Raw genomic sequence first — 23819 nt, 5'->3', positions numbered from 1 at the left:
GCCGCCAAACCCCGAAGATCACCGGTGCGGGCGTCCACGGGACGGCCGGTGATCACGGGCGTGGACGTCCCCGGGGCCGCGGCCGGTCCCGGGTGCCTCGCCGGGGCCTCAGGGGTAGGCGGCGGCGTAGCCGCGGGAGATGCCCATGACCTTGGCGACGTACGACCAGGAGTGGTTGTAGAACCAGATGGCCTTCTCCAGCTTCTTGCCGCCCTTGCCCGCCCCGTTGGCGCACAGGTAGTTGGCCGCGCCGGGGACCGCGTCGTACGGGTTCCAGATGTCGGCGACGCCGTCGCCGTCTCCGTCCACGCCGTAGGCCTTCCAGGTGGCGGGCATGAACTGCATCGGTCCCAGCGCGCCCGCGGAGGAGGGGCCGTTGTTTCGCCCGTGTGAGCTCTCCACCTGGCCGATCGCGGCCAGGACCGTCCAGGAGAGCCCCGGGCAGACCTCGGCCGCCTTGCGGTAGAGCTCCAGATAGCTACCCGGCCTGCCGACCGTGACCTGCCGCACCTTGCCGGTTCCCGCCGTCTTGGCGTCGGCGGCCTTCGCGGCGGGCTCGCGGGCGCTCTTCCTGGCACCGCCGACGGCGACCACCTGGGAACCCGGGCTCAGCAGCCTGCCCACCCGTGTCCTGAGGACGGTGGAGGCCTTCTCGGGGCCGTGCACGAGCAGCGCCACGCCGGGCAGCAGCCCCAGCCTGCGGCCGGTCTCCTCCCCGACGATGCCGTCCACGCCGGGCAGGCCGAACGAGGCGGAGGCCGCGGCCCGCAGCCGGGGACCGCCGTCCACCTGGTACTCCGAGCCGAGGACCAGGCCGAGGCGGCGCGCCGCCGAGTTGTCGGCGACGAGCTCCCCCTTGGCGAGGGCGTCCCAGATCCTCTGCTGGTCGGCGATGTTTCTGGGTGCCCAGGTACGGAAGCGGGCGGGGTCGACGGCGATGAGGTTGAGCCCGACCCCGGACACCTTGACCGCCCCGCCGTCGAAGGAGTCGATCTTCTGGACGTGCTTGAGCCGGGAGATGTCCTCCTTGGTCTGCTCGGTCAGCGTCGAGGGGGAGATGACCAGCAGCCGGGGCGGGGTGAGGGGGAGATCGGAGGCGCCCGTCGCGCCCGGCTCGGGGGCGGAGCCCTGTCCGCCTCCCGTCCCCTGGGAGACGGGGTCGCGCGGGGCCTGGTCGTCCCCCACGGGAACGGCCGGGGTCGTCGGGTCGGGTTCCGCCGGGACCACCTGGGCCGTCGGGGCGGGGTCCGCCGGGCTCACCGGGGCCGCGGGAGGGCTCGCCACCGGCGCGATCGCCGCCAGGTCGCGAACGCGGGACTCCACCACGGCGCCTCCCGCGGAGGTGGCGGGAGTGGCGGGGCGACCGGCGTTGATCATCGCGAGGGCGACGCCGCCGAGGGCGAGGAGGGCGGTGATCGCGACCACTACTGGGACAAACAGCCGCAACCCGGGAAGACGTGACACCGCGCTCACGTTAGCTCCAACGGACCGCTCCGTGAGCCGTTGACGGAAAAAATCACTTGCCGACCGGCGGTTCCGTGCGAAATCGTCGGCATGTTCCACGCGTGAAGATCAGCAAGGGGATTATCGGTGGTCGGGCCGTACAGAGGGTTGTTCAGCATGCCCGGCGCCAAGGGGTTCGTCGTCGCCGGGTTCTTCGGGCGGATGCCCATGTCGATGCTCGGCATCGGCATCGTGCTGCTCATCAAAGAACTCACCGGCTCCTACGCGACGGCGGGCGCGGTCGCGGCCACCGTCAGCGTCTCCTTCGCCGTCGCGGCCCCGCTGTCGGGACGCCTGGTGGACAGGTTCGGCCAGGCCAGGATAGTCATCCCGTTCACGCTCGCGCACGGCGCCACGCTGACCGCGATGATGCTCTGCGCCGAGTACGGTGCTCCCCTCTGGACGCTCTTCGCCACCGGCGTCATGGTCGGCGCGACCGCGCTGTCACTCGGCTCGCTCGTGCGCGCCCGCTGGTCGCACCTGCTGGCCGGGTCGGGGAGGCTGCACACGGCGTTCTCCTTCGAGTCGGTCGCCGACGAGATCATCTTCGTCGCGGGCCCGGCGCTGGTCACCGCCCTGGCCACCATGATCAACCCGTACGCGGGCCTGGTCGTGGCTCTGACCTGCACGGTCGTGGGCACCATCGCCTTCGCCCTGCAGCGCGGCACGGAGCCGCCCGTCCGCCGCAGGGAGGCGCGCTCCGGCACCCCGATCACCATTCCCGGCGTGGCCCTGATGTCGTGCGCCTTCCTGGCGATGGGTGCGGTGTTCGGCTCGGTCGACCTGATCACGGTCGCGTTCGCCGAGGAGCGGGGTTCCCGGGCCGCGGCCGGACTGCTGCTCGCCTCGTTCGCCGGCGGGAGCCTCGTCTCCGGCCTCTGGTACGGCGCGCGACAGTGGAGCATCCCGCTGAGCAGCAGGTTCGTCCGCTCGCTCGCGGCGTTCGCGGCCGGTATCACCCCGGTCATGCTCATCGGCGACATCAGGGTCATGGCGGGCGCGCTGTTTTTGGCCGGGCTGGCCATCTCCCCGACCGTCATCACCGGCTACAGCCTGACCGAGCAGCTGGTCCCGGCCGCCCTGCTCACCGAGGGCATGGCGTGGATCTCGACGTCGGTCGGGTTCGGCGTGGCGATCGGCGCCTGGGCGGGGGGCAGGCTCACCGACACGTTCGGAGCCTCCAACGCCTACGGGTTCTCCTTCGCCTGCGCCCTGCTCGCCGTCGCGGTCGGCGTCGGCGGCTCCGCCTGGCTGCGAACCCCTGTCGCACAACAGCAATCGTGAGTATCGTTCATATTCGCCGGAGAAGCACGCGAACACGAACCGGCGGCCCGCCTGAGCGTGGGCGGGACTCCCCCGCGAACGGGGCGTCGACGCCCCCGGCAGGCGGGATACCGCCCGCCGGGCAGGAGTGAACATGGGCGAGACCTTCCGCAACTGGGCCCGCAACCAGGCCGCCACCCCCGCGGAGGTCCGGGTGCCCTCCTCCGCCGAGGAGGTCTCGCGGGCCGTGCGGGAGGCGGCCGCGGCGGGCCGCCGGGTGCGCATGACCGGCAGCGGCCACTCGTTCACCGCGGTGGCGCTCACCGACGGCCTCCTGCTGCGGCCCGGCGCGCTGACCGGGATCCGCGAGACCGGGGACGACTGGGTGACGGCCGAGGCCGGGACGACGATCGGCGCACTCAACCGGGAGTTGCACCGGATGGGGCTCGCCCTGGCCAACATGGGCGACATCGACGCGCAGACCGTGGCCGGGGCGATCCAGACCGGCACCCACGGCACCGGCAGGGACGTCGGCGGGCTCGCCGACCAGGTGCTGGCGCTGGAGATGGTGCTCGCCGACGGCGAGATCGTCACGGTTCGCGGCGACGGCGAGGGGAAGATCCGGGGGGTGGCCGAGCGGGACCTGTTCGACGCCGCCAGGGTGGGCCTGGGCGCGCTCGGCGTGGTGACCGCGGTGACCTTCCGGGTCGAGCCGGCCTTCCTGCTGCGCAGCGTGCGGGAGCCGATGGCGCTGACCTCGATCCTCGACTCCCTGGACACGCTCGTCACCGGCAACGAGCATCTCGACTTCTTCTGGCTGCCGCACACCGACACCTGCCTGACCAAGCGCAACAACCGCAGCCCCGGACCGGCCAGGCCGCCGAGCGCGCTGAAGTACTGGCTCGACAACCACCTCATGGAGAACACCCTGTTCGGCGCGGTGTGCGGCGTCGGCGGACGCTACCCGCGCGCCATCCCCCGGCTCAACGTGCTCTCGGCCGCGACGCTCTCGGCCTCTTCCTGCGTCGACGCCTCACACAAGATCTTCACGAGCGTGCGGGAGGTGCGCTTTCTGGAGATGGAGTACGCCGTCGCGCGCGAGCACCTCGGCCAGGCCCTCCACGAGGTTCGCGACCTGCTGGAACGGCGAGACTGGAAGATCAGCTTTCCCGTCGAGGTGCGGGTCACCCCGGCCTCGGACGCCTGGCTGTCCACCGCCTACGGCAGGGACTCGGCCTATATCGCCTGCCACGTCTACCGGCCGACGCCGAACCCCGCCTACTTCGAGGGCGTCGAGGAGATCATGATCGGGCTCGGCGGCCGCCCGCACTGGGGCAAGCTGCACACCCGGGACGCGCCCTACCTGGCCGGGGTCTATCCCCGATTCGGTGACTTCCTCGCGGTACGCGACGCCCTCGACCCGGGGCGCGTCTTTTCCAACGACCATCTCGACACCGTGCTGGGGTGACCTTCCCCGGACCTCTGGTGACCGTACGGCCGTCGGCCGGGCACCGTTCCCCCCAATCGGCCGCTTCTCTCCGGCTTTCGGTAAAGGATGTCGCAAAGGCTCGCTCGAAGAGTGACGCGTCCGCGTGTCCCGTCGTTCCCCCGAGGCGTACGAGGGGCAGATTCGCAGACGCCCGCGCCGCTCGACCCCGAGGGAGTCCGCCGGAGATGACCTTCTCCCGCCGTCCATGTCAGCCGCCGCCGCGTCCCGTCGTCACGGAGCGCGACGACCGGCTCCCGCACAACACCGCGATCGCGGCATATCCCCCCCGAACCGGCGGACCGGCCTCACCGCCATCTCCCGGTTCTTGGTGGAAGTCCGCAGCGGTTCCCGGAGTTATCCGTGAGAATCCCCTGAGGACCCGGAAGTCGCTGCTCCAGACCGGTGCCCTGTAATAGATGAATGGAGCAAATGTGACCGGCGTCACATCGCTGCGAGCCCCATCCAGGAAGGCGATGTTCGGACATGCCGGGTACGGTGCTGGCAGGCAACCGGCACACGCGAGAGACTCAAGGGTCCGGGGGAAGATTGAGCACGACGACGAAGGGACTCGCATGCAGGAGCTCCGACTCGTCGCGGTGAGTGAGGACGGGACCTATCTCGTGCTGGCGACAGCCGGCCGGGGTACCCGGTTCACGCTGCCCGTCGACGACCGGCTCCGTGCTGCCGTCCGCGGCAACTTCTCCCGTCTCGGCCAGTACGAGATCGAAGTGGAGAGTCCGTTGCGCCCCAAGGAGATCCAGGCCCGGATCCGTGCCGGCGAGACCGCGGAGGAGATCGCCAACACGGCGGGCATCCCGGTCGAGCGCGTGCGGTGGTTCGAGGGCCCCGTGCTCCAGGAACGTGAGTACATGGCACAGCAGGCGCAGCGCTGCGCCGTACGCCTGCCGGGCGACTCCGCTCCAGGTCCCACCCTCGGCGACCTGGTCGCCGAGCGGCTGACCCGCCGAGGCGTTCCCGCCGACGAGATCGAGTGGGATTCGGCCAAGCGGGACGACAACATGTGGCGCATCAAGCTCGGATTCGTGTGGAACGGTCACACGCGCAACGCCGAGTGGCTCTTCGACCCGCGCCGGCGTCACATAACGCCCCACGACGACGAGGCGCTGCGGCTGTCCAGCGGCGAGGACGTCGAGCCGTTCGAGGACACCACGGTCACACCGTTCGTCCCGCGCGTGGCCAAGCTCGCTCCGGTGCCGTCGCTGGCGCCGGAGCCGCTGAACCAGCCTCCGGTGGCCTTCCCCTCGGTTCTGCGGCACGAGACCCCGGCCCAGCCCCGGCCCGCCTACGCGCAGGCCGACCCCGCAGTGTCCTCGGCGTCCCCGGCGTCCTCGGCGTCTTCGGCGTCCCCGGCGTCCCCGACACCTCAGGCGCCTCAGGCATCCCCCTCACCCGCGGCCCCTGCCCTGCCCTCTGCGTCTCCGGCGTCCCCTGCCGCCTACCAGCAGCCGCCCATGCCCCCGCTCCCCGCCGGATACGAGGCTCCAAGGGTGACGGTGCCGCCGCTACGCGCCCCCGACCCCGCCGGATACCAGCAGGAAAGGGCGCCGGAGCCCGCGGCCCAGGACTCCGGTCCCGTCACGCGGGTCAAGCCTCCCGAGCCCGTGCTGCCCGAACCTCCCGCCGCGTACCCGGCTCCGTACGAGCCGGTCGCGCCGGCTTCGTACGAGCCGCTGTCCGCTCCGGAGCCGGAGCCCTCGGCACCCGCCGTCACCTCGCAGCCCTCCGTGACGGCGTCCGAGCCGTCCACGGCGACCACGCCGGAGCAGGCGACCGCCGCACGCGGATCCGCCGCCGCGCGGGGAGACCTCCTTCCCCAGGGGCCCGAGGAGGCGATCCCGGGGCAGGACGGTACGGCCGAGCCCGCCGCGATGAGGGCCGCCGAGACCGAGCGTGCTCCCGAGACGACGAAGGAGTCGCAGGTCACGCCGCCTCCCGAGGCGGCGAAGGCTCCGGAGGCCACGAAGGCCGAAGAGCCCGAGGAGGTCGCGAAGGCTCCGGAGGCCCCCAAGAGCACCGAGAGCGCGAACCCCTCGCCCTCCGCCGCGCCGGAACCGGCCGTGACCGCTCCGGCCGCCGCCCTGTCCGACCCCGCCGACCAGCGTTCCCCCGCGACCGGCAATGCCACCGAGCAGGTCCCCTCTGAAGCGGAGAAGGAGACCCCCGCCTCCGAACCCGTTCCCGAGACCGGAACGGCCCAGGAGGGTTCGATAGCCGTACCCGCGGCGCGCGTCAGCGTGGACAAGCGGGCCAAGACCGCGCCTGGCAAGCAGGAGACACAGGGGGACACGGGGGCGATGCAGGAGACCAAGGCCGACAAGCCCGCCGCGGAGAAGCCCGCAGAGCCGCCGAAGCCCGCAGAGCCGCCGAAGCCCGCGGAGCCGCCGAAGCCCGCACCGGCTCCGGCCCGGCCCGCCAAGAAGTCCAGGGGGCGGCGCGCGTCCGTGCCCACCTGGGACGAGATCATGTTCGGCGCCCGCCGCCAGGACTGAACCGCACCGCACCGAGGCGGGGGTGACCGGGGTTCCCGGTCACCCCCGCCTCGTCGTCTCAGCCCCTGGACCCGAGGGGCCGTCCACCTCGGCGACGACCCGGGACGCCGGATGCGTGCGGCCGCCCCCACGACCTCGGCGACGATCGTGGACACGAGGGGGTGAGAGGTCCCCGAGAGGCGGGCCTTCCGGGTTTCGGCGCCGCGAGACCCCGGCCTGCCGCAAGAACGAGAAGGCCTCGGAAAGACCTCCTCAGGGCGAGAGCCGCCCGCCGGACGGGGAGGGCCCCGGACTGCCGGAGGTCCCCGGAGTCGCGGGCGCGTGCGGGACGAGGAACGGGGCGAGCCAGGCGGGGGTGACCTCGGCGGCGAAGGCCGGTCCCTCCGCCTCGCCGACGTCGACGGCCGGGTAGCCCCCGGTGCCCGCCCCCACGCCCGCGATCACGGTCAGCAGACCGGCGCGACGCTGGAACCAGGTCTGCCTCAGGGTCCAGCCGACCACGGCCCGCTGCTCCACCACCGCCTGGGAACGCCGCAGCGACCCCGACCGGACCGACAGACGGCTCCCGTCGTACGTGTGCCCGAGGGAGCGGTAGCGATCGAGACCGAGCGGGACGCCCAGCAGCGCGAGAAGCAGGGCCGGCACCGCGAGCGCCCACCAGAACCCGGACCACGTCCAGGCGGCCGTCACCGCACACGCGGCGATCACCAGCCACGGGAAGATCGCCCTGAACAGCCTGCGCCTGCGCGCCGCCGGCGGGTGTGGCCGCAGCCCCGAGGCGATCGGGCCGATCGCCTCGCCCACCACCTTGAGCACGGTGTCCCTCGGGGCGACGGGCATCAGCTGGCCCCTGGTCTCCGAGTCGCCGAGACCGGTCACGATCGCCCACGCGCGGCCCAGCCCCGCCCAGCGCTCGGCAGGCCCCTCGACGAACTCGAACCCCCGCACCCTGCGCCGCTCCAGAGAGACGTTCCTGTGCGTGACCAGGCCGCGACCGGCGATCAGGTATCCCTCGGCGGCGCGGAGGGTGAAGTTCCAGTTGAACACCGCGTACATGATCGCGGCGATCACCGGCATCGCCAGGAACAGCAGGATCAGGGCCGCGACGAGCAGGAGCGGATGCCCCCAGAGCCACTCCCCGAAGTCCAGTACGACCCGTCTGTCGACTCTGAGCTCGCTGCCCCACTGGAACGCCGCGCCCACGGCACCGGCCACCAGCGCGAAGGGGGTGAGCAGGTAGGCGCCGGAGAGAGGGCCGTACACGAGCCACTTCCTCGGCATCACGAAGAACACCCGCTCGGGGGTCGTGTCGCCCACCTCGTGGCGGGTGGAGGATCCGGCCGGCTCCTCCCGCACCCCGGCGGACACACCGGATGGATCGGTCGCACCTGCCGCGAGCTCATCGGAGCCGGCACCGGCCGCCGGCGCCGCTCCACGCGCCTGGACGCGTCTCGCCGTCCGGGCACGGGCGTGCCAGAGCAGCACGGCCTTGAGCCGCTCCCCCTCCTCGACGGTGACCCCGTCGAGTTCGCCCTCCTGCTTCTCGTCGCCGCTCGCGCCGGTGTCGATCCTGAGAACGGCGATGCCGAGCAGACGGTGCAGCGGCGGGGCGCTGACGTCGACGCCACGGATCCGCTCCAGGGGGATCGTCCGCACCGACCTGCTGATCAGTGACCGGGTGAGCTCCAGCCGGTCACCGACGATCTGGTAGGTGAAGGTGAGCCAGCGCGCGGCCGCGAACACGACGGAGCCGACGACCGCCGTCCCGGCCCACCCGAAGGATCCCGGGGAGAAGCCGCCGAGGAACAGCAGACCGGCGAGCGGCAGGAGCAGCGAGGGCAGCATCCGGATCGGATCGGTCAGCAGGACCTTCGGGCTGAGCCTCAGAGGTCTCTCCGTCGGCGGGACTCCCGGTCCTGCTCCCGGTCCGGCCATGTCACCGCCCGGCCCACGCGGGAAACCCGGGCCGCCGCCGGCCCGGCCGTGCGGGCCACCGGGCCCGGCGCCACCCTGGAGGTGTGGGCCGGGTGGCCCGGCACCGTCTCGGCCAGGTGGGACGCCTGCCGCGCCACCCTCCACGCCACCGCCCATGTCACCGTCGGGCACATGTGGATGCTCCGGTCCCGCACCGGTTCGGACGGGCGGCGAATGCGGCGCGTCCGGCCCGCCTCCTTCGGGCGCGACCCACGCGCCCGCCTCTGGACCGTCCGGCCCGGTCCGCGGACCGGATCCGGCCGGTGGGCGCTCGCCGGGCGTACGCCCTGCCGGTGGACGATCGGGGGAATCGGGGAAGGAGCCGGTCACGTCGCGTCGTCCCTGAGCTCCTCGGCGCGCCGGGCGAGGCCCTCGGCCAGCTCGGCGGCGACCCCGTACTCAAGACCCTTGATCGTGGACGAGCCCGCGTGCGAGGCGGTGCGGATCTCGACCGTGGCCAGCCCCAGCATGCGCTCGAACCAGCCCTGTGCCTTGTCGACCGTCTGGATCCTGCTGACGGGGACGAACACCCACTCCCTGCTGAGCCACCCGGAACGGGCGTAGACGACGTCCCCGCTGAGCTCCCAGCGGTGCACGGCGTACCGCCAGAACGGCTCGACGAGCGTGCCGGGGATCAGCAGCAACACCATCAGCCACGGCAGCCACCCGATGTTCTCGAGCACCCAGCCGGGTAGCCAGGGCCACCGGTCGTCGGCGATCCACCCGGCCAGGGTGAAGGAGCCCACGACCAGAAGCACGGACCAGAACAGCCCGTCCAGCAGCCACAGAACGATGGCCTTGCGGGAGACCGGGTTGGCGGGGGCGCGCAGGGGAACACCCATGCGGCGCCCACCCGGCGGATCGCCCGCCTCGGCCCTCTCGCTTCCCCCGAGGGCCGCGCTGTGCTCATCGACTCGGTCGCTCACGCTGTCAGCCTAAACGCTCCTGTCCCGAGGGGCGTTCCGGTCGTGTCACGGAAGGGGGCTCCCGCGGACACCGTGCAGAAGGCGGGGCGATTCACCCCCTTCGCCCCGGCCGGAGGTCGAAGAAGTGTCGGTGGCGCAGGGCATGCTGGAGACCCGTGACTACGGAAAGGCGTGAACGATGACCTACGCGATCCAGGCCGAGGGCCTGGTGAAGCATTACGGGAAGACCCGCGCGCTCGACGGGGTGGATCTCGTCGTGCCGCAAGGGCGCCTGCTGGGCGTGCTGGGCCCCAACGGGGCCGGCAAGACCACCGCGGTGCGCGTCCTGGCGACGTTGCTGCGCCCCGACGCGGGCACCGCCAGCGTCGGAGGCTACGACGTGACGCGCCAGGCCCACCAGGTGCGCTCGCTGATCGGCCTGACGGGGCAGTACGCCGCCGTCGACGAGATGCTCACCGGCGTCGAGAACCTGATGATGATCGGCCGCCTGCTGGGCCAGACGCGTGCCGAGTCCCGGGCGCGCGCCGGCGAGTTGTTGAAGCGTTTCGACCTGTCGGACGCGGGAGGACGTGCCACCAAGACCTACTCCGGCGGCATGCGCCGCCGCCTTGACCTCGCCGCCAGCCTGGTCGGCCGTCCTCAGGTGCTCTTCCTCGACGAGCCCACCACCGGGCTCGACCCGCGCAGCCGCACCGACCTGTGGAACGTGGTGCGCGGCCTGATGGCCGACGGCGTGACCGTGTTGCTCACCACCCAGTATTTGGAGGAGGCCGACCAGCTCGCCGACGACATCGTCGTCTTCGACCACGGCAAGGTCATCGCCTCCGGCACCTCCGACGAGCTCAAGGCGACCACCGGCGCCCAGGTCCTGGAGGTGCGCCCCATGCTCACCGAGCACCTCCAGCTCGTCGGCACGATCATGGCCGACGTGCTCGGTGAGATGCCCGACCTCGGCGGGGGCAAGGCCACCGCCGCCGTTCACGACCCCGCCGTCGTCCCCGCGATCGTGCGCCTCCTCGACGACCGGGGCGTCACCGCCTCGGAGCTCGCGCTGCGCAAGTCCAGCCTGGACGAGGTGTTCCTGTCCCTCACCGGCCACCTGCCGGACGAGGACGGTGCCCCCGGCGGCGAGGACAGCCCGCGCAAGGAAGAGGCCTTCGCATGACCACGCTGACGACGACCATCCCGCAGGTGGCCGCCAAGCGCGTCACGCCCCTGGCCACGCTGCAGCAGACCATGACGCTCGCCTGGCGCAGTCTGGTCCAGATCAAGCACAACCCGTGGGAGCTGCTGGACCTGAGCATCCAGCCCATCATGTTCCTGCTGCTGTTCACCTACGTCTTCGGCGGCGCCATCTCCGGGTCCACCGGCGACTACCTGCAGTTCGCCCTGCCCGGCCTGCTCGTGCAGAACGCCCTGTTCTACACCCTGTCCACCGCCATCGGCCTCAACACCGACATCACCAAGGGGGTCTTCGACCGGCTGCGCAGCCTGCCCATCGCCCGCACCGCGCCGCTGTCGGGGCGCATCATCGCCGACACCGTCAAGCAGATGTGGGCGTTCGCCCTGCTGATCGGTTTCGGCATGGTGCTGGGTTTCCGGGTGACCACCAGTGTCTTCGGCCTGCTGGGTGCCCTCGCCCTGCTGGTCGTGGTCGCCCTGGCCATGTCCTGGATGTCGGTGCTGATCGGCCTGAAGGCCTCCAGTCCCGAGAAGGTGCAGATGATCGCCTTCTCCACGATGATGCCGCTCACCTTCACCAGCAGCGCGCTGGTGCCCTCCGCCACCTTCCCGTCCTGGCTGAAGACCTGGTCGGACATCAATCCCGTCACGCACCTGGCGGACGCCATCCGCGGTCTTCTCATCGGCGGCGACATCGGCCAGGCCACCCTCTTCTCGCTGCTCTGGGCCGCGGGTTTCGCCCTGGTCTTCGCGCCTCTGGCGATCCGCGCGTTCCGCAGCCACGTCTAATCTGTCGGCAGGCCGGGCTCGCGGGGGTGTTCGCGTCCGCCACATGGTGACGAACCGGAATCAGCAGAACCAGGGGTGTGGTCAGGTGCTCGTGGTCCATGGCGTGTGGGTGAACGGGCTCGTGGGTGTCTGGGCGGAGGACAGCGCCCAGACCTCGACGTCCGTTTCCCGCGCCGCTCTTCGCCCGCATCCCTTCGCGGCGTCCACGGCCGCGCTGGCCGCGGCCCTGAGCGGAATCGGCGGAATTCCAGGTGATCATTACGGAGAGGCGCCAAATGCCACTCTGAGCAAGGTTTCGGACGCCCCCCTTCCCCGAGGTGCCGACGGGGCCCGCGGGGGCGGGACGGCGCCTCAGGGGGCCGTCCCGGGCATCTCGGGCATCCCCGCCGTCGCGGGCGTCCCCGCCGCCGCACACCTCCCAGGCGTCACGGGCACCGGGACCGTCACGGTCCTGACCAACACCACGGCCGTCGAAGGGGAGCTCGTCGTCCTGCTTCCCGGTTCGGCCTCGGGTCCTCTGCCCTCTCCCGAGTCCGGCCTCGCGAGCCGGGCGCGGAGACCCAGGATCTCCGCCTGGCGGGTGCCCGCCCTGCTCTTCCATCCGGCCGACGCGCTCCGTCTGCTCGGCTCGCTGCCGGATCCGGGCCCCACCCCTTCCGATCTCGTCTCCGGGAGCGGACGCGGCGCGGAGGACCCCACGTGGGAGCCCGTGTGGGAGCCCGCCCTCTCCCTGCGCTACCTCGCCGTGGTCGCCGAGCACGCTCGCGGCCTGGTCAGGCGCGGCCGGATTCTGCCTCAGCTCGCCTTCGAGGGGGACGTCCACGCGGCCCGCTGGCGCCCGGTGCTGACCGGCGCCGACCTGGCCGCGCTGCCCGGCCTCGCCGGCGCGATGCCACCGGTGTGCAGGGCCGTGGCCCACGAGAGACCTCCGGGGGAGGTGCTGGCCGAGGCACTGGACGCCCTGGTCGACGGCGCGGCGCGGCTGTCGCTGCCCGGCCGGCTCATCCTCGGCAACCGTCCCGGCCCCAAGACCGCCCTGGCCGATCGCTGGCTGTACGCGCTGACCGCCGAGGACGCCTCACTCCCCGGTGCGAGGCCGGACGAGGTGGCCGCGCTCGGCAAGGCCCTGACCGGCTGGTTCGACGCGGCACACGAGCTGGGCGGGCCGGTCAGGGTCTGTTTCCGGCTGATCGAGCCCGCCGGCGACGGCGACTCCTGGAGGGTCGAGTTCGGCCTCGCACCGGCGGGCGACCCGGACGCCTACCTGCCGGTCGAGCGGATCCGCGCCGGCGAGCGGGCGCCGTGGCTGCCCGAGCGGCCCGAGGAGCTGATCCGGGCCGATCTCGGCCGGGCCGTGCGTCTCCATCCCGACCTCCACATCGCGCTGCGCGCACCCGAGCCGGTCACCCTCACGGTCGAGACGGCGTGGGCGTTCTCGTTCCTCCGCAACGGCGCGCCCATGCTCAGGGCCGCGGGATACGGCGTACGGCTGCCCTCCTGGGCCGGGCGCCAGGGGCTGGGCCTGAAGCTGACCACCCGCGCGCTCACCGGCGGCGAGGGCGAGGGGGCCGGGCTCGGCGGGCGGGTGAGCGTCCGGCTGGACGTCGCCGTCGGCGACCATACGATCGGCGCGGAGGAGCTGGCCGAGCTGGCCGGGCTCCGCATCCCCCTGGTGCGGGTCGAGGACCGCTGGGTGGAGCTGGACGACCAGCAGGTCAAGGCGGCTCTGAAGGTGATCGGGGAGCGTGGCGGCGGCGAGAGGACCGTCGGCGAGGTGATCCGCGAGGTCGTGGAGGGCGGCGACGAGAGGCTGCCGCTGATCGCGGTCGACGCCGACGGCCTTCTGGGCGATCTTCTCTCCGGCGAGGCCGACCGCCGCCTCACCCCGGTGCCCACGCCACGGGCGCTGCGCGGGTCTCTCCGCCCCTACCAGGAGCGCGGCCTGTCCTGGCTGAGCTTCCTCTCCGGGCTCGGCCTGGGGGGAATCCTCGCCGACGACATGGGGCTCGGCAAGACCGTCTCCACCCTCTCGCTCCTGCTCTCCGAGCGCGAGAGCGGTGCGCCCGCCCCGACGCTGCTGATCTGCCCGATGTCGCTGCTCGGCAACTGGCAGAAGGAGGCGTCCAGATTCGCCCCCTCGCTGCGTGTCCACGTCCACCACGGCGGCGCGCGCAGGCGCGACGAGGAGCTCGCCGCCGCCGTGCGGGAGGCCGACCTGGTCGTCACCACGTACGGCACCGCGCTGCGGGACCTGGGGGCGCTCGCGGGCCTGGGCTGGGAGCGGGTGGTCTGCGACGAGGCGCAGGCGATCAAGAACAGCTCGGCGCGGCAGTCCAGGGCGGTGCGTTCCATCCCGGCCCGCACCCGGCTCGCGCTGACCGGCACGCCGGTGGAGAACCATCTGGCGGAGCTCTGGTCGATCATGGAATTCTGCAACCCGGGCCTGCTCGGCCCGGCCAGGCGCTTCAGGACCCGTTACCAGGAGCCGATCGAGACGCGGCGTGACCCCGACGCCACCGCGGCGCTGAAGCGGGCCACGGGCCCGTTCGTGCTGCGGCGTCTCAAGACCGACCGGTCGATCATCTCCGACCTGCCGGACAAGCAGGAGATGAAGGTCTGGTGCACGCTCACCCCCGAGCAGGCCGAGCTGTACAGGGCGGTGACCGGCGAGATGCTGGACAGGATCGACGCCTCCAGGGGCATCGAGCGGCGGGGCAACGTGCTCGCGACCATGACGAAGCTCAAACAGGTCTGCAACCATCCCGCCCAGCTGCTCAAGGACGGCTCACGGCTGGCGGGCCGGTCGGGCAAGCTCGCCCGGCTGGAGGAGCTCGCCGAGGAGATCGTCCAAGAGGGCGACAAGGCCCTGGTCTTCACCCAGTACGCCGCGTTCGGCGCCATGCTGCAGCCCTATCTCGCCGCCCACCTGGACCGGCCGGTGCTGTGGCTGCACGGCGCACTGCCCAAGAACAGGCGCGAGGCGCTCGTCGAGCGCTTCCAGAACGACGACGAGCCGATGCTGTTCCTGCTCTCGCTCAAGGCCGCCGGCACCGGCCTGAACCTCACCGCCGCCACCCACGTCGTCCACGTCGACCGCTGGTGGAACCCCGCCGTCGAAGACCAGGCCACCGACCGGGCCTTCCGGATCGGCCAGACCAGAAACGTCCAGGTCAGAAAGTTCATCTGCCTCGGCACCCTGGAAGAACGGATCGACGAGATGATCGAACGCAAGAAGGCCCTCGCCCAGAGCGTGGTCGGCACCGGCGAGGACTGGATCACCGACCTGTCCACCGACCAGCTGCGCGAGTTGTTCCTGCTCGGTCCCGGGGCGGTGAGCTGACGTGGACGACTCCGGATCCGGCGACAGGCCGTTCGGCGAGCGGACCTTCGAGGAGCGGATCGGGGACTTCTACTCCCCCGCCGTCTCCCTGCACCGCCTGCGTCCCCGGCCCGACAGCACCGGAGCCCCCGCCGACCTGCTGCTGCGGGCCCTTGAACCACCCGCGGTCAAGGTGCGGCACATCCCGTTGGTCGACCTGCTCAGGAAGCCCTACCGAGAGCTGGGCGGCGACTGAGACCCTCAGGGCTCACCTCGGATCAGCGATGGGCCACCGGTAGGCGCCGGTGGGCCACCGGTGGGACACCGACGAGTCGCCGTGGCCCTCGAGCGGTCCGATGAAACTCGTTTTGGAAGTCACTCCAACCCCTTCCATCCCTCGATTTACCCTGATTTCCGGCTTTTTTCCCGCCGCCGAACCTCGCGATCCGGTCTGCGCATCTTCCAGACACGCGTAGCATCATCGGGCATGGGGCAGCCGAAAACGTCTACGCGCCGCCCGTGGCACACCCCGAGAGTGGCGGTGGCCACGGCGCTCGTCGTCATGTCCTCGGGCTGCGGCATGGCCTCCGCCGAACGGTTGCAACTGGAGCCGATCAGCGTCTCCAGTCCTCAGGTCAGAGACGGTGGCCCCCTGCCGTCCGACTACTCGTGCAAGGGTTCGGTCGGCAACCCTCCACTGCGCTGGTCGCGTGTGCCGGAGGGCACGAAGTCCGTCGCGATCGTGGTGGACAGCAACTCCCGGACGGGTGGCGAGGTGAACTGGGTCGTTTTCGACATCGATCCGCGCACCAACGAGTTACCAGAGGGTAGCGTTCCGGTGGGCGCCGTCGAAGGGAGCACGACGAACGGCAAGGTGGGCTATAGCCCTCCGTGCGACGCCCAGGAGAACTATCGTTTCACTGTCTACGCGCTCACCAGCAAGGTCGAGCTTCGTAAGGGAGCCCTCCTCGAGGAGACCTTGAAGAGCATCGCGGACAAGACGATCGCCTGGGGACGGCTCACCGCGGCGCACATCGAGTGACCGGCCAAACACCGGAGGTAGTAATGGTTACCAATTCTTCACTTAGGGTGTGACAACGCTCATAGTGGTCCGACACAATCAGATCCAATGTCCAAGCGCAGGTGATGCATGGGGGAAGGTCGCGTCGATGGCCGCGCGACCTCACCGGCGCCGCTGTAAGGCCATGGCCTTGAGGGTGGTGCAATGATCGCGGTCGTAGTAAGCCTGGTCGCCGTCGTGCTCCTCGTGCTCGTCGTCGTGGCACTGGGAATGCGGTCGATGAACCGCAGAGAGAGCGCCCTTCCCCCGGAGCGTCTGCGGGAGATGGCGGAGAAGGAGGCGCTGACCCAGACCATGTCCAGCGACGACTTCGCCACCAGAGAACCGAAGATGAACCACTTCACCCCCGATCTGACCCCGTTCGACGAGCCGAAGCCGCCGCGCCAGCCGCGGCCGCCGAGCTCTCGGGGCAAGCGAGGGATGAACGAGTTCGGCCAGGTGGACGACTATGACGACGACTACTGGACGCGGCTCCAGGCCGACGAGGGTGGTTTCGGAGGATCCCTGGCGGCCCGGATGGGCGCGAGCCGTCCCGTCGAGCAGGAAGACCAGAAGGTCGATGCCGACGCGGTGACCGTGCAGGCTCCGCTGCCGACCAGGCCCCAGCCGTCCCGCAACACCCCGCAGCGGCCCCCGGCCGCACCGGCCAGGCCCACCCCCGAGCCGGCCATCGCCTCCTCCTCCCTGCCCTCCGGTCTCTCCGACCTGGTCGCCCCGGTCCAGCCGAACCCGGCTCCGACGGCCGCCTCGCTCGCCGAGCAGAAGACCGTGACCTTCGCGGCCCCCACCCCCGGCGCCTTCGGCGAGTCCCGCTCCTCCCGGTCCGGTTCCCGTCGCGGCGGCAGCAGGGCGGCCTCCCAGCCGACGGCCCAGTCCACCCCGGGCGGCGGCTCGCCCCGGCCCACCCCGGGCGGCGGCGCATCCCGGTCCACCCCGGCCGGTGGCCCGTCCCGGCCCGACCCGCTGAACGACCCTCTCGGCGGCCCCTACTCCCGCCGTGGCGCGGGTTCCACGGCGAACGCGGCCTCCCGGCCCGGCGGCGCCGGTTCCCCGGCTTCCCCGGCGAACGGCACCTCCGGCGCCCGCCCCGGTCCCGCCGGTGGCCGTCCAGCCGGTGGCGGCGTCCCGACGCCTCCCCCGATGCCCCCGATGGGCCCCACGACCAGCGGCGGCTTCCCCGCCGCGACCGACCCGCTCGCCGTCTCCTACCGCAACCCGCCGCAGCCGCCCAAGCCCGCCGACAACGTGACGGACAACGCGTGGGCGCAGGCCACCAACCCCTCGTCGGGGGGCTGGCCGGCGGCCAACACCGCCGACATCCTCGACGACCCCGCCCCGTCCTACTCCTCGTACCAGACACCGGTGTACGGCGCTCCGCCCGCGGGCTCGTACGAGGTCAGCTCGGGCTGGGCCACCTTCGAGGACGACGCGGTCACCGGCCCGAGCCCGGCGGTCTCCACCTCCACCGGTCCTTCCAAGACCTTCTCCCCCACCCCTGAGCGTCCGGCCGACGCGCGGGGCGGGGCGGGCGGATACGGCTACGAGCCCCGGCCCGCCACCCCGGCCAGCCCGGCCGCGTGGCCCGAGCCCGGCACCCCCAACGGGAGCGACGCGACGAGCTGGCCGAGCTACGGCGAGCTCTACGGCACGGCACCGGCCCCCGAGGCCGCGACCTCGGGGGCCACCGGCACCGACGCACGAGGCCGGGCGAACTCGCGCGGCAACCACCACAGGGTCCAGGAGCCCGACTTCCCCGACTATTACCGCTGATTCTTTCCGTCCTCCGTAAAGGCCTCGGGTAAACGCCCAGGTGTCGAGGGGCAGCACCGTAAGGTCTGCCCCATGGAGACGGACACGAAGAGCGACGGTGTTCTGACGAAGAGTGGCCTCGGCGCTGTACTGAGGCATGATCTGCCCGCCTCCCTGGTGGTCTTCCTGGTGGCCCTGCCTCTCTCGCTGGGCCTCGCGGTCGCCTCGGGGGCGCCACTGGCGGCGGGCCTCGTCGGCGGCGTGGTGGGCGGCGTGGTGGCGGGTTTCCTGGGCGGCTCCGTCGTGCAGGTGAGCGGACCCGCGGCGGGGCTCTCCCTGGTAGTCGCCGATCTTGTGGTGACGTACGGCTGGCGGGCCACCTGCATGATCACTTTACTCGCGGGCGTCCTGCAACTACTGCTGGGTCTCTGCCGGGTCGCCCGTTCCGCGCTCGCGGTCTCCCCCGCCGTGGTCCACGGCATGCTGGCGGGGGTGGGGGTGGTGATCGCCCTCGCCCAGTTGCACGTGGTGCTGGGCGGGAGCCCACAGCGCTCCGCGATCGAGAACCTGATCGAACTGCCCCAGCAGATCATCCACAACCACACGCACGCCGTCTTCGTCGGCCTGCTCACCATCGCGGTCCTGATCGCCTGGACGCGCCTGCCGCAGCAGTTGCGGACCATCCCCGCGCCGCTGGCGGCCCTGTTCGCCTCCTCGGTGACCGCCTGGGCGCTCGGCTGGGAGGTCACCAGGATCGACCTGTCGGCCGGCCTGGACGCCTGGGCCGGACCCGTCTGGCCCAAGGGCGACTGGCACGGGATCATCGGGGCGGTGCTGCTCGTGGCGCTGCTGGCCGGGGTGGAGTCGCTGCTCTGCTCGGTGGCGGTCGACAAGCTGCACGACGGCAGACGCTCCGACCTCGACAGGGAGCTCACCGGCCAGGGCGTGGCCAACATCCTGACCGGCGCGCTGGGCGGGCTGCCCGTGGCCGGGGGCATCGTCCGCAGCACCACCAACGTCCATGCCGGTGCCCGAAGCCGCTGGTCCACGATCATGCACGGGATCTGGATCCTGTTGTTCGCGGTCGGGCTGGGGTGGATGATCGCACTGATCCCGAAGGAGGCGCTGGCCGCGCTGCTGGTCTTCATCGGTGTGCAGATGGTCAACATGGGGCATCTGCGCAACCTGCGCGGCCACAGCGAGGTTCCGGTGTACGTCGTCACGATGGCCGGGGTGGTGTTGCTCGGCCTCGCCGAGGGCGTGCTGGTCGGTTTCGGTCTCGCCGCGCTGTTCGCGTTGCGCCGCCTCACCCGGGTGACCGTGCGGGCGACGGCCGAGCCGGACGGCCGCTGGCACGTGGTGATCGGCGGTTCTCTCACCTTCCTGGGGGTGCCCACGCTCACCTCGGAGTTGCGTGCCATCCCCGCGGGGACCGCGGTCGACCTCGATCTGAACATCGACTTCATGGACAACGCGGCCTTCGAGTCCATCCACAACTGGCGGAACGAGCACGAGCGCGGCGGCGGGACCGTGGAGATCGACGAGATCCATGACGAGTGGTACGCCATGGCGGCCAGCGGGGCCAGGGTGTTCCCGGCCAAGACCCCGCCTCGTGCCCCCGACCGGTGGTGGTTGCCCTGGTCGCACCGGCGCAACGGGCAGAGGGCGGGCCGCAGGCCGCCGATCGCCGCCCGGCACGCACCCCGCGACGGCAGTCCCGCCGTGCCCAATCTGCTCGCCGGGGCGCGGGAGTTCCACCGGCGTACGGCACCGCTGGTCCGCCCTCTTCTGCACGACATGGCCCGCGGGCAGGAGCCCTCGCATCTCTTCATCACCTGCGCCGACTCCCGCATCGTGCCGAACCTGATCACCGCCAGCGGCCCCGGCGACCTGTTCACCGTCCGCAACATCGGCAACCTGGTGCCTAGGCTGGGGTCGGTACCGGCGGACGACTCGGTGGCGGCGACGATCGAGTACGCGACGAACGCGCTCAACGTCCGCACCATCACGGTCTGCGGGCACTCGGGCTGCGGGGCGATGGCCACACTGCTCAGCGGCGGCGAGAAGGCGGCGGATCTGCCCGCGCTCGGCCGCTGGCTGCGCCACGGCAACCACACGCTGGCGCGGTTCATCGCGGGTGAGAGCGCCGGTGAGGACGACGGACCGCTGGACCGTCTCTGCCGGGTCAACGTGATCCAGCAGTTGGAGAACCTGCGGACCTACCCGCAGGTGGACCGGCTGTTCCGCGCCGGGCACCTGGAGCTGGTCGGCCTGTACTTCGACATCGGCACCGCCCGGGTGCACCTGCTGGAGCACCCCCCGATCGCGAGCCGTCTGCTCTGAGCGGACGGCTTGCGCCGGGGGTGAACGCCGGTAGCCGCGCACCTGCCGGGCGCCCAGGATGGGGCGCATGAGAATCCTGATCATCGGTGGCTCGGTCTTCCTCGGCCGGGCCATCACTCAAGAGGCGCTGCGGCGCGGGCACGAGGTCACGACGTTCAACCGGGGGCGCAGCGGGGTGGACCTGCCGGGCGTGGAGGCGGTGAGGGGCGACCGCGAGGTGCCGGAAGACCTGGACCGCCTGGTGGAGGACCGGGAGTGGGACGCCGTCGTCGACGTCATGGGCAGGGTCCCGAGGGTGGTCGGTGAGTCGGTGCGCAGGCTCAACGGCCACGCGGGCGTCTACACGTACATCTCCAGCATCTCGGCGATCGCCGACTTCCCGGTGCGGGAGTGCGACGAGAGCTCGCCCCGATACGAGTGCGCCCCGGACGCCGGCCCGCAGGACGGCGACTACGGCACGCTCAAGGCGGGGTGCGAGCGGGCGGTGGAGGAGGGTTTCGAGGGCGAGGCGCTCATCGTCCAGCCGGGTCTCATCCTCGGCCCGTACGAGGACGTGGGCCGCCTGCCCTGGTGGCTGGACCGGATCTCCCGGGGCGGGCGGGTGCTCGCGCCCGGCGACCCGGACCGCGCGATGCAGCTCATCGACGTCCGTGACCTCGCCGCGTTCGTCCTCGACCGCACCGAGGCCGGCAAGGCCGACCGCTTCCTCGCCTCCGGGGTGCGGGGCAACATCACCTACGGCGGCTGGCTGGCCGAGTGCCGGGCGGCGACCGGCTCGGACGCCGAGTTCGTCTGGGTCGACGACCGGTTCCTGCTCGACCGCGAGGTGGCGCCGTGGAGCGAGTTCCCGGTCTGGGTGCCGGCCGGGGCCGACTTCGCCGCGGTCTGGCTGCCGTCGTCGGCGAAGGCCATCGCGGCCGGGTTGACCTGCCGCCCCGTCGCCGAGACCGTCCGCGACACCTGGGCGTGGCTCCGCGACGTCCCTCCCGCGGAGCGCTCGTTCCGCAACCACGGCATCGATCCCGAGAAGGAGGCCAGGATTCTCGCCGAATGGGCATAGGGATCCCCATGGAGATCCAGATCACTTTCGACGCCAACGACCCGCCGTCGCTCGCCGCCTTCTGGGCCGAGGCCCTCGGTTACCGTCTTCAGCCGCCCCCCGAGGGGTTCGGCAGCTGGGAGGCGTGGGAGGAGGCCGAGGGCATCCCCGAGGAGCGGCGCTCCAACTGGTCGGCCATCGTGGACCCGGCCGAGGGACGGCCTCGCTTCTACTTCCAGCGCGTGCCCGAGGGGAAGACCGCCAAGAACCGCGTCCATCTGGACGTCAACGTGGGGGGCTCACCCGGCACGTCGCTGGAGGAGCGCCGCGAGCGTGTGAAGACGGAGGCGGGACGGCTCGTCGCTCTGGGCGCCGTCGAGGTCCGCACGGCGGAGGAGAACGGCGAATACTGGAGCGTCATGACCGATCCGGAGGGCAACGAGTTCTGCCTGCAATAAGCGTGCATTTCTACGCATACATCATGCTGGTGGACGCATAGATTCATGGCTGTCCGGCTCCGTCCCCCGAATGCCGGACGGCGGTCCACGTTTCCAGGGCCACAGGTGGAGGGCGGCCGATTCCGCCCTCCACCACCCCTTCACCCGTGCCGTGTCATGCGCGGCGGGTGTGCCTCATCGTCCAGTTGGTCTCCCAGGTCTTCTCTCCGTCCGCGGAGAACGCCTGCTCCCACAGGGCCGAGGTCGGCGTGATCTCCGACCAGGTGTATCGCATCCGGACGGGTGTGCCCTCGTAGGTTTCGTCGCCGGAGAACACGCCCTTCCCGTCGGTGAACCGGCCGAAGACGGGATTGTGCAGGACGCCGGTCTCGCTGTTGACCCAGTAAATCGCCCAAAGTTCGCGTTCGACGTCAAAGGTTCGTATCGACGCCCCTTTGAAGCCCTTCGTGGGGAAGGTGATCTCGTCGAAAACGCCCGCGCCGTCGAAAAAGCCGTGGCAGACGGCGACGCTGGGGAACTCCTCCCACTCGTCGTCCCCGCTCAGCGGCTTGAGGAGCCTGCGGTTGTCTATGTCCCAGGTGCCGTGCAGGAAGTCGAAATCACTGTTCATGCTGAGATGTTAAAGCCGTTTCACGACATTCCCAGCCGGTCGGGCAACAGAATTTCCCGCCCGCGTGGACGTTGCGTGGCTCCCCTATGCGAGGTACCGTCACGGCCCTCAGGCTTCGTTTTCTCATACGACATCTAACAAACGGACGCTTTTCACCTGACGGGGCATACGGCTCAGGCCGCCACATACGCATACGGCACGGAGGTCAACGATGACTGGGTGGCACGCGTTACGGGAGGAAATGGTCTCGCAAGTACGTGCCCGCGGGATCAGCCAGGCCGTGGCCGACGCGTTTCTGGCGGTGCCACGACACGTTTTCCTGCCCGAGCTTCCCGCTCAGGCCGTCTACCAGGACGACGCGATCGTGACCAAGCGCGACGCGGACGGCCTTCCGATCAGCTCCTCCTCCCAGCCGGCGATCATGGCTCTGATGCTGGACCAACTCGGGGTGGAGCCGGGACAGCGGGTGCTGGAGATCGGGACCGGGACGGGATACAACGCCGCCCTGCTCGCCCACCTGGTGGGGCCCGAGGGAGAGGTGGTGAGCGTCGACATCGACCCCGACCTGGTGGCGCTCGCCGGGGAGCACCTGTCGGCCGCGGGACACCCCGAGGTGAGACTCGTGTGCGGCGACGGATCCGAGGGGTTCGCACCGGGGGCGCCCTACGACCGGGTGATCGCCACCGTGGGCGTGTGGGACCTCGCCCCGGCCTGGCTGGAGCAGCTCGCGCCCGGCGGACGCCTCGTCGTTCCGCTGGACCTGCGCGGGGTGCAACGCTCGGTGGCGATGGAACGAGACAACGGACGCTGGACGAGCCGCTCGGTGCTGCCCTGCGGGTTCATGCGGATGCGCGGCCCCTTCGCGGGCCCCGAGACGACCCTGGTATTGGACCGGGAGTCCGACCTGATGATCTCACTGCCCGAGGCGGGCGAGATCGGTGACGTGCTGGGGGCGCTCGACGGGCCGGTGGTCGAGCTGTCCACCGAGATCAGCGTCAGCCTCCCCCAGCTCCTCGACGGGTTGAGTCTGTGGCTCGCGGTGCACGAGCCCCGCTGGTGCACGATCTCGGAGGCTCGGCCCGGGTGGCTGGCCTCGCCCCCGCTCGACACGACGGGGTTCAGGATGGCCGTCGGCATCGTCGAGGGCGACAATCTCTGTCTGCTGGAGCCGTCACCGGACGGAACCCTGATCGCGCGCGGTCACGGGCCCGACAGGGTGCGGCTGGCGCGTGAGATGGTCGCCCACATCCAGGCGTGGGACATGGCGGACCGGCCCATGACGACAGGGCTCCACATCGACGCCTACCGGGGCGCCCCTCCGCCCGGCGTACTGGTTCTGCGCAAGCGCCACACCACCCTCGCCCTGTCGTGGCAGGACTCCTGACCTTCGCCTCCCGCGGACCCCGGCCGGCGGCCCGCGACCGCGCGGAGACCTGACCACCGAGCCCTGGGGGGCCGACCCGGGCCCCCGGGGCGCACCCGGTGAAACCGCCCCGGGGGCGGCCCCGGGGCCGCGGCCCCCCGCCCCCCCCGCCTGCTTTCCGGGCGCGGCGCGCTACGCCGCGACCATGTCGTCCCAGAACA

The 23819-nt window shown here is 71.5% G+C and carries 17 protein-coding genes; 13 read left to right on the top strand and 4 right to left on the bottom strand.

Annotation, left to right across the window (positions count from 1 at the left end; translation table 11 throughout):
* Nucleotides 1–108: 108 nt before the first annotated feature.
* Nucleotides 109–1464: a lytic transglycosylase domain-containing protein gene (locus tag ABT352_RS21425; RefSeq protein ID WP_350946638.1), complete on the bottom strand. Its 1356-nt coding sequence runs from the start codon at nucleotides 1462–1464 to the stop codon at nucleotides 109–111.
* Between the two features lie 126 nt (nucleotides 1465–1590).
* On the opposite strand from ABT352_RS21425, the gene ABT352_RS21420 reads away from it, so the two are divergent.
* From ABT352_RS21420 to sepH, 3 genes are all read left to right on the top strand, one after another.
* The gene (locus tag ABT352_RS21420; RefSeq protein WP_350946637.1) at nucleotides 1591–2787 is read left to right on the top strand and encodes an MFS transporter; all 1197 of its coding nucleotides are present in this window, start codon (nucleotides 1591–1593) and stop codon (nucleotides 2785–2787) included.
* A gap of 133 nt (nucleotides 2788–2920) precedes the next feature.
* Nucleotides 2921–4234 (top strand): D-arabinono-1,4-lactone oxidase, encoded by a 1314-nt coding sequence (locus tag ABT352_RS21415; protein WP_350946636.1) that lies wholly within the window; start codon nucleotides 2921–2923, stop codon nucleotides 4232–4234.
* A 593-nt stretch (nucleotides 4235–4827) separates the two neighbouring features.
* Complete coding sequence (gene sepH / locus ABT352_RS21410; RefSeq protein ID WP_350946635.1) at nucleotides 4828–6765, top strand: septation protein SepH; 1938 nt, start codon at nucleotides 4828–4830, stop codon at nucleotides 6763–6765.
* A 252-nt stretch (nucleotides 6766–7017) separates the two neighbouring features.
* Here the strand turns inward: sepH and ABT352_RS21405 are convergent, their stop codons facing one another.
* Both ABT352_RS21405 and ABT352_RS21400 read right to left on the bottom strand, forming a co-directional pair.
* On the bottom strand, nucleotides 7018–8700 hold the full coding sequence (locus tag ABT352_RS21405) for a PH domain-containing protein (RefSeq protein WP_350946634.1): 1683 nt from the start codon (nucleotides 8698–8700) through the stop codon (nucleotides 7018–7020).
* A gap of 365 nt (nucleotides 8701–9065) precedes the next feature.
* Nucleotides 9066–9665 carry a PH domain-containing protein gene (locus ABT352_RS21400; protein WP_350946633.1) on the bottom strand — a complete coding sequence of 200 codons (600 nt, stop codon included), beginning with the start codon at nucleotides 9663–9665 and terminating at the stop codon, nucleotides 9066–9068.
* Between the two features lie 178 nt (nucleotides 9666–9843).
* Here ABT352_RS21400 and ABT352_RS21395 point away from each other — a divergent pair, with 178 nt between their 5' ends.
* The 9 genes from ABT352_RS21395 to ABT352_RS21355 all read left to right on the top strand — a co-directional run bounded on the left by ABT352_RS21395 (nucleotide 9844) and on the right by ABT352_RS21355 (nucleotide 21625).
* Entirely contained in the window at nucleotides 9844–10830 is a 987-nt protein-coding gene (locus ABT352_RS21395) for an ATP-binding cassette domain-containing protein (protein ID WP_350946632.1), read from the top strand.
* The gene (locus tag ABT352_RS21390; RefSeq protein WP_350946631.1) at nucleotides 10827–11636 is read left to right on the top strand and encodes an ABC transporter permease; all 810 of its coding nucleotides are present in this window, start codon (nucleotides 10827–10829) and stop codon (nucleotides 11634–11636) included. Before ABT352_RS21395 ends, ABT352_RS21390 begins: the two co-directional genes overlap by 4 nt.
* A gap of 85 nt (nucleotides 11637–11721) precedes the next feature.
* Nucleotides 11722–14976 (top strand): DEAD/DEAH box helicase, encoded by a 3255-nt coding sequence (locus ABT352_RS21385; RefSeq protein ID WP_350946630.1) that lies wholly within the window; start codon nucleotides 11722–11724, stop codon nucleotides 14974–14976.
* A gap of 1 nt (nucleotide 14977) precedes the next feature.
* Complete coding sequence (locus tag ABT352_RS21380) at nucleotides 14978–15211, top strand: hypothetical protein (protein ID WP_350946629.1); 234 nt, start codon at nucleotides 14978–14980, stop codon at nucleotides 15209–15211.
* Nucleotides 15212–15442: 231 nt separating this feature from the next.
* The gene (locus ABT352_RS21375) at nucleotides 15443–15997 is read left to right on the top strand and encodes a YbhB/YbcL family Raf kinase inhibitor-like protein (RefSeq protein ID WP_350946628.1); all 555 of its coding nucleotides are present in this window, start codon (nucleotides 15443–15445) and stop codon (nucleotides 15995–15997) included.
* A 183-nt stretch (nucleotides 15998–16180) separates the two neighbouring features.
* A complete protein-coding gene (locus ABT352_RS21370) occupies nucleotides 16181–17806 on the top strand; it encodes a hypothetical protein (RefSeq protein WP_350946627.1) in 1626 nt (541 codons plus the stop codon).
* A gap of 72 nt (nucleotides 17807–17878) precedes the next feature.
* Nucleotides 17879–20128 carry a SulP family inorganic anion transporter gene (locus ABT352_RS21365; protein ID WP_350946626.1) on the top strand — a complete coding sequence of 750 codons (2250 nt, stop codon included), beginning with the start codon at nucleotides 17879–17881 and terminating at the stop codon, nucleotides 20126–20128.
* A gap of 67 nt (nucleotides 20129–20195) precedes the next feature.
* Nucleotides 20196–21188, top strand: a complete 993-nt coding sequence (locus ABT352_RS21360) for an NAD-dependent epimerase/dehydratase family protein (protein ID WP_350946625.1) — start codon at nucleotides 20196–20198, stop codon at nucleotides 21186–21188.
* The gene (locus tag ABT352_RS21355) at nucleotides 21179–21625 is read left to right on the top strand and encodes a VOC family protein (RefSeq protein ID WP_350946624.1); all 447 of its coding nucleotides are present in this window, start codon (nucleotides 21179–21181) and stop codon (nucleotides 21623–21625) included. Before ABT352_RS21360 ends, ABT352_RS21355 begins: the two co-directional genes overlap by 10 nt.
* 154 nt (nucleotides 21626–21779) lie before the next feature.
* Here the strand turns inward: ABT352_RS21355 and ABT352_RS21350 are convergent, their stop codons facing one another.
* Nucleotides 21780–22235, bottom strand: coding sequence for a hypothetical protein (locus tag ABT352_RS21350; RefSeq protein ID WP_350946623.1), 456 nt, complete (start codon nucleotides 22233–22235; stop codon nucleotides 21780–21782).
* Between the two features lie 211 nt (nucleotides 22236–22446).
* Between ABT352_RS21350 and fxlM the strand changes: the two genes are divergently transcribed.
* Complete coding sequence (gene fxlM / locus ABT352_RS21345) at nucleotides 22447–23619, top strand: methyltransferase, FxLD system (RefSeq protein ID WP_350946622.1); 1173 nt, start codon at nucleotides 22447–22449, stop codon at nucleotides 23617–23619.
* Nucleotides 23620–23819 lie beyond the last annotated feature (200 nt).

The organism is Streptosporangium sp. NPDC000563 (assembly GCF_040299985.1).
Lineage (GTDB): Bacteria > Actinomycetota > Actinomycetes > Streptosporangiales > Streptosporangiaceae > Streptosporangium.
Note: the sequence above shows the minus strand (reverse complement) of the source record. Positions and strands in the feature narration are given on the sequence as shown.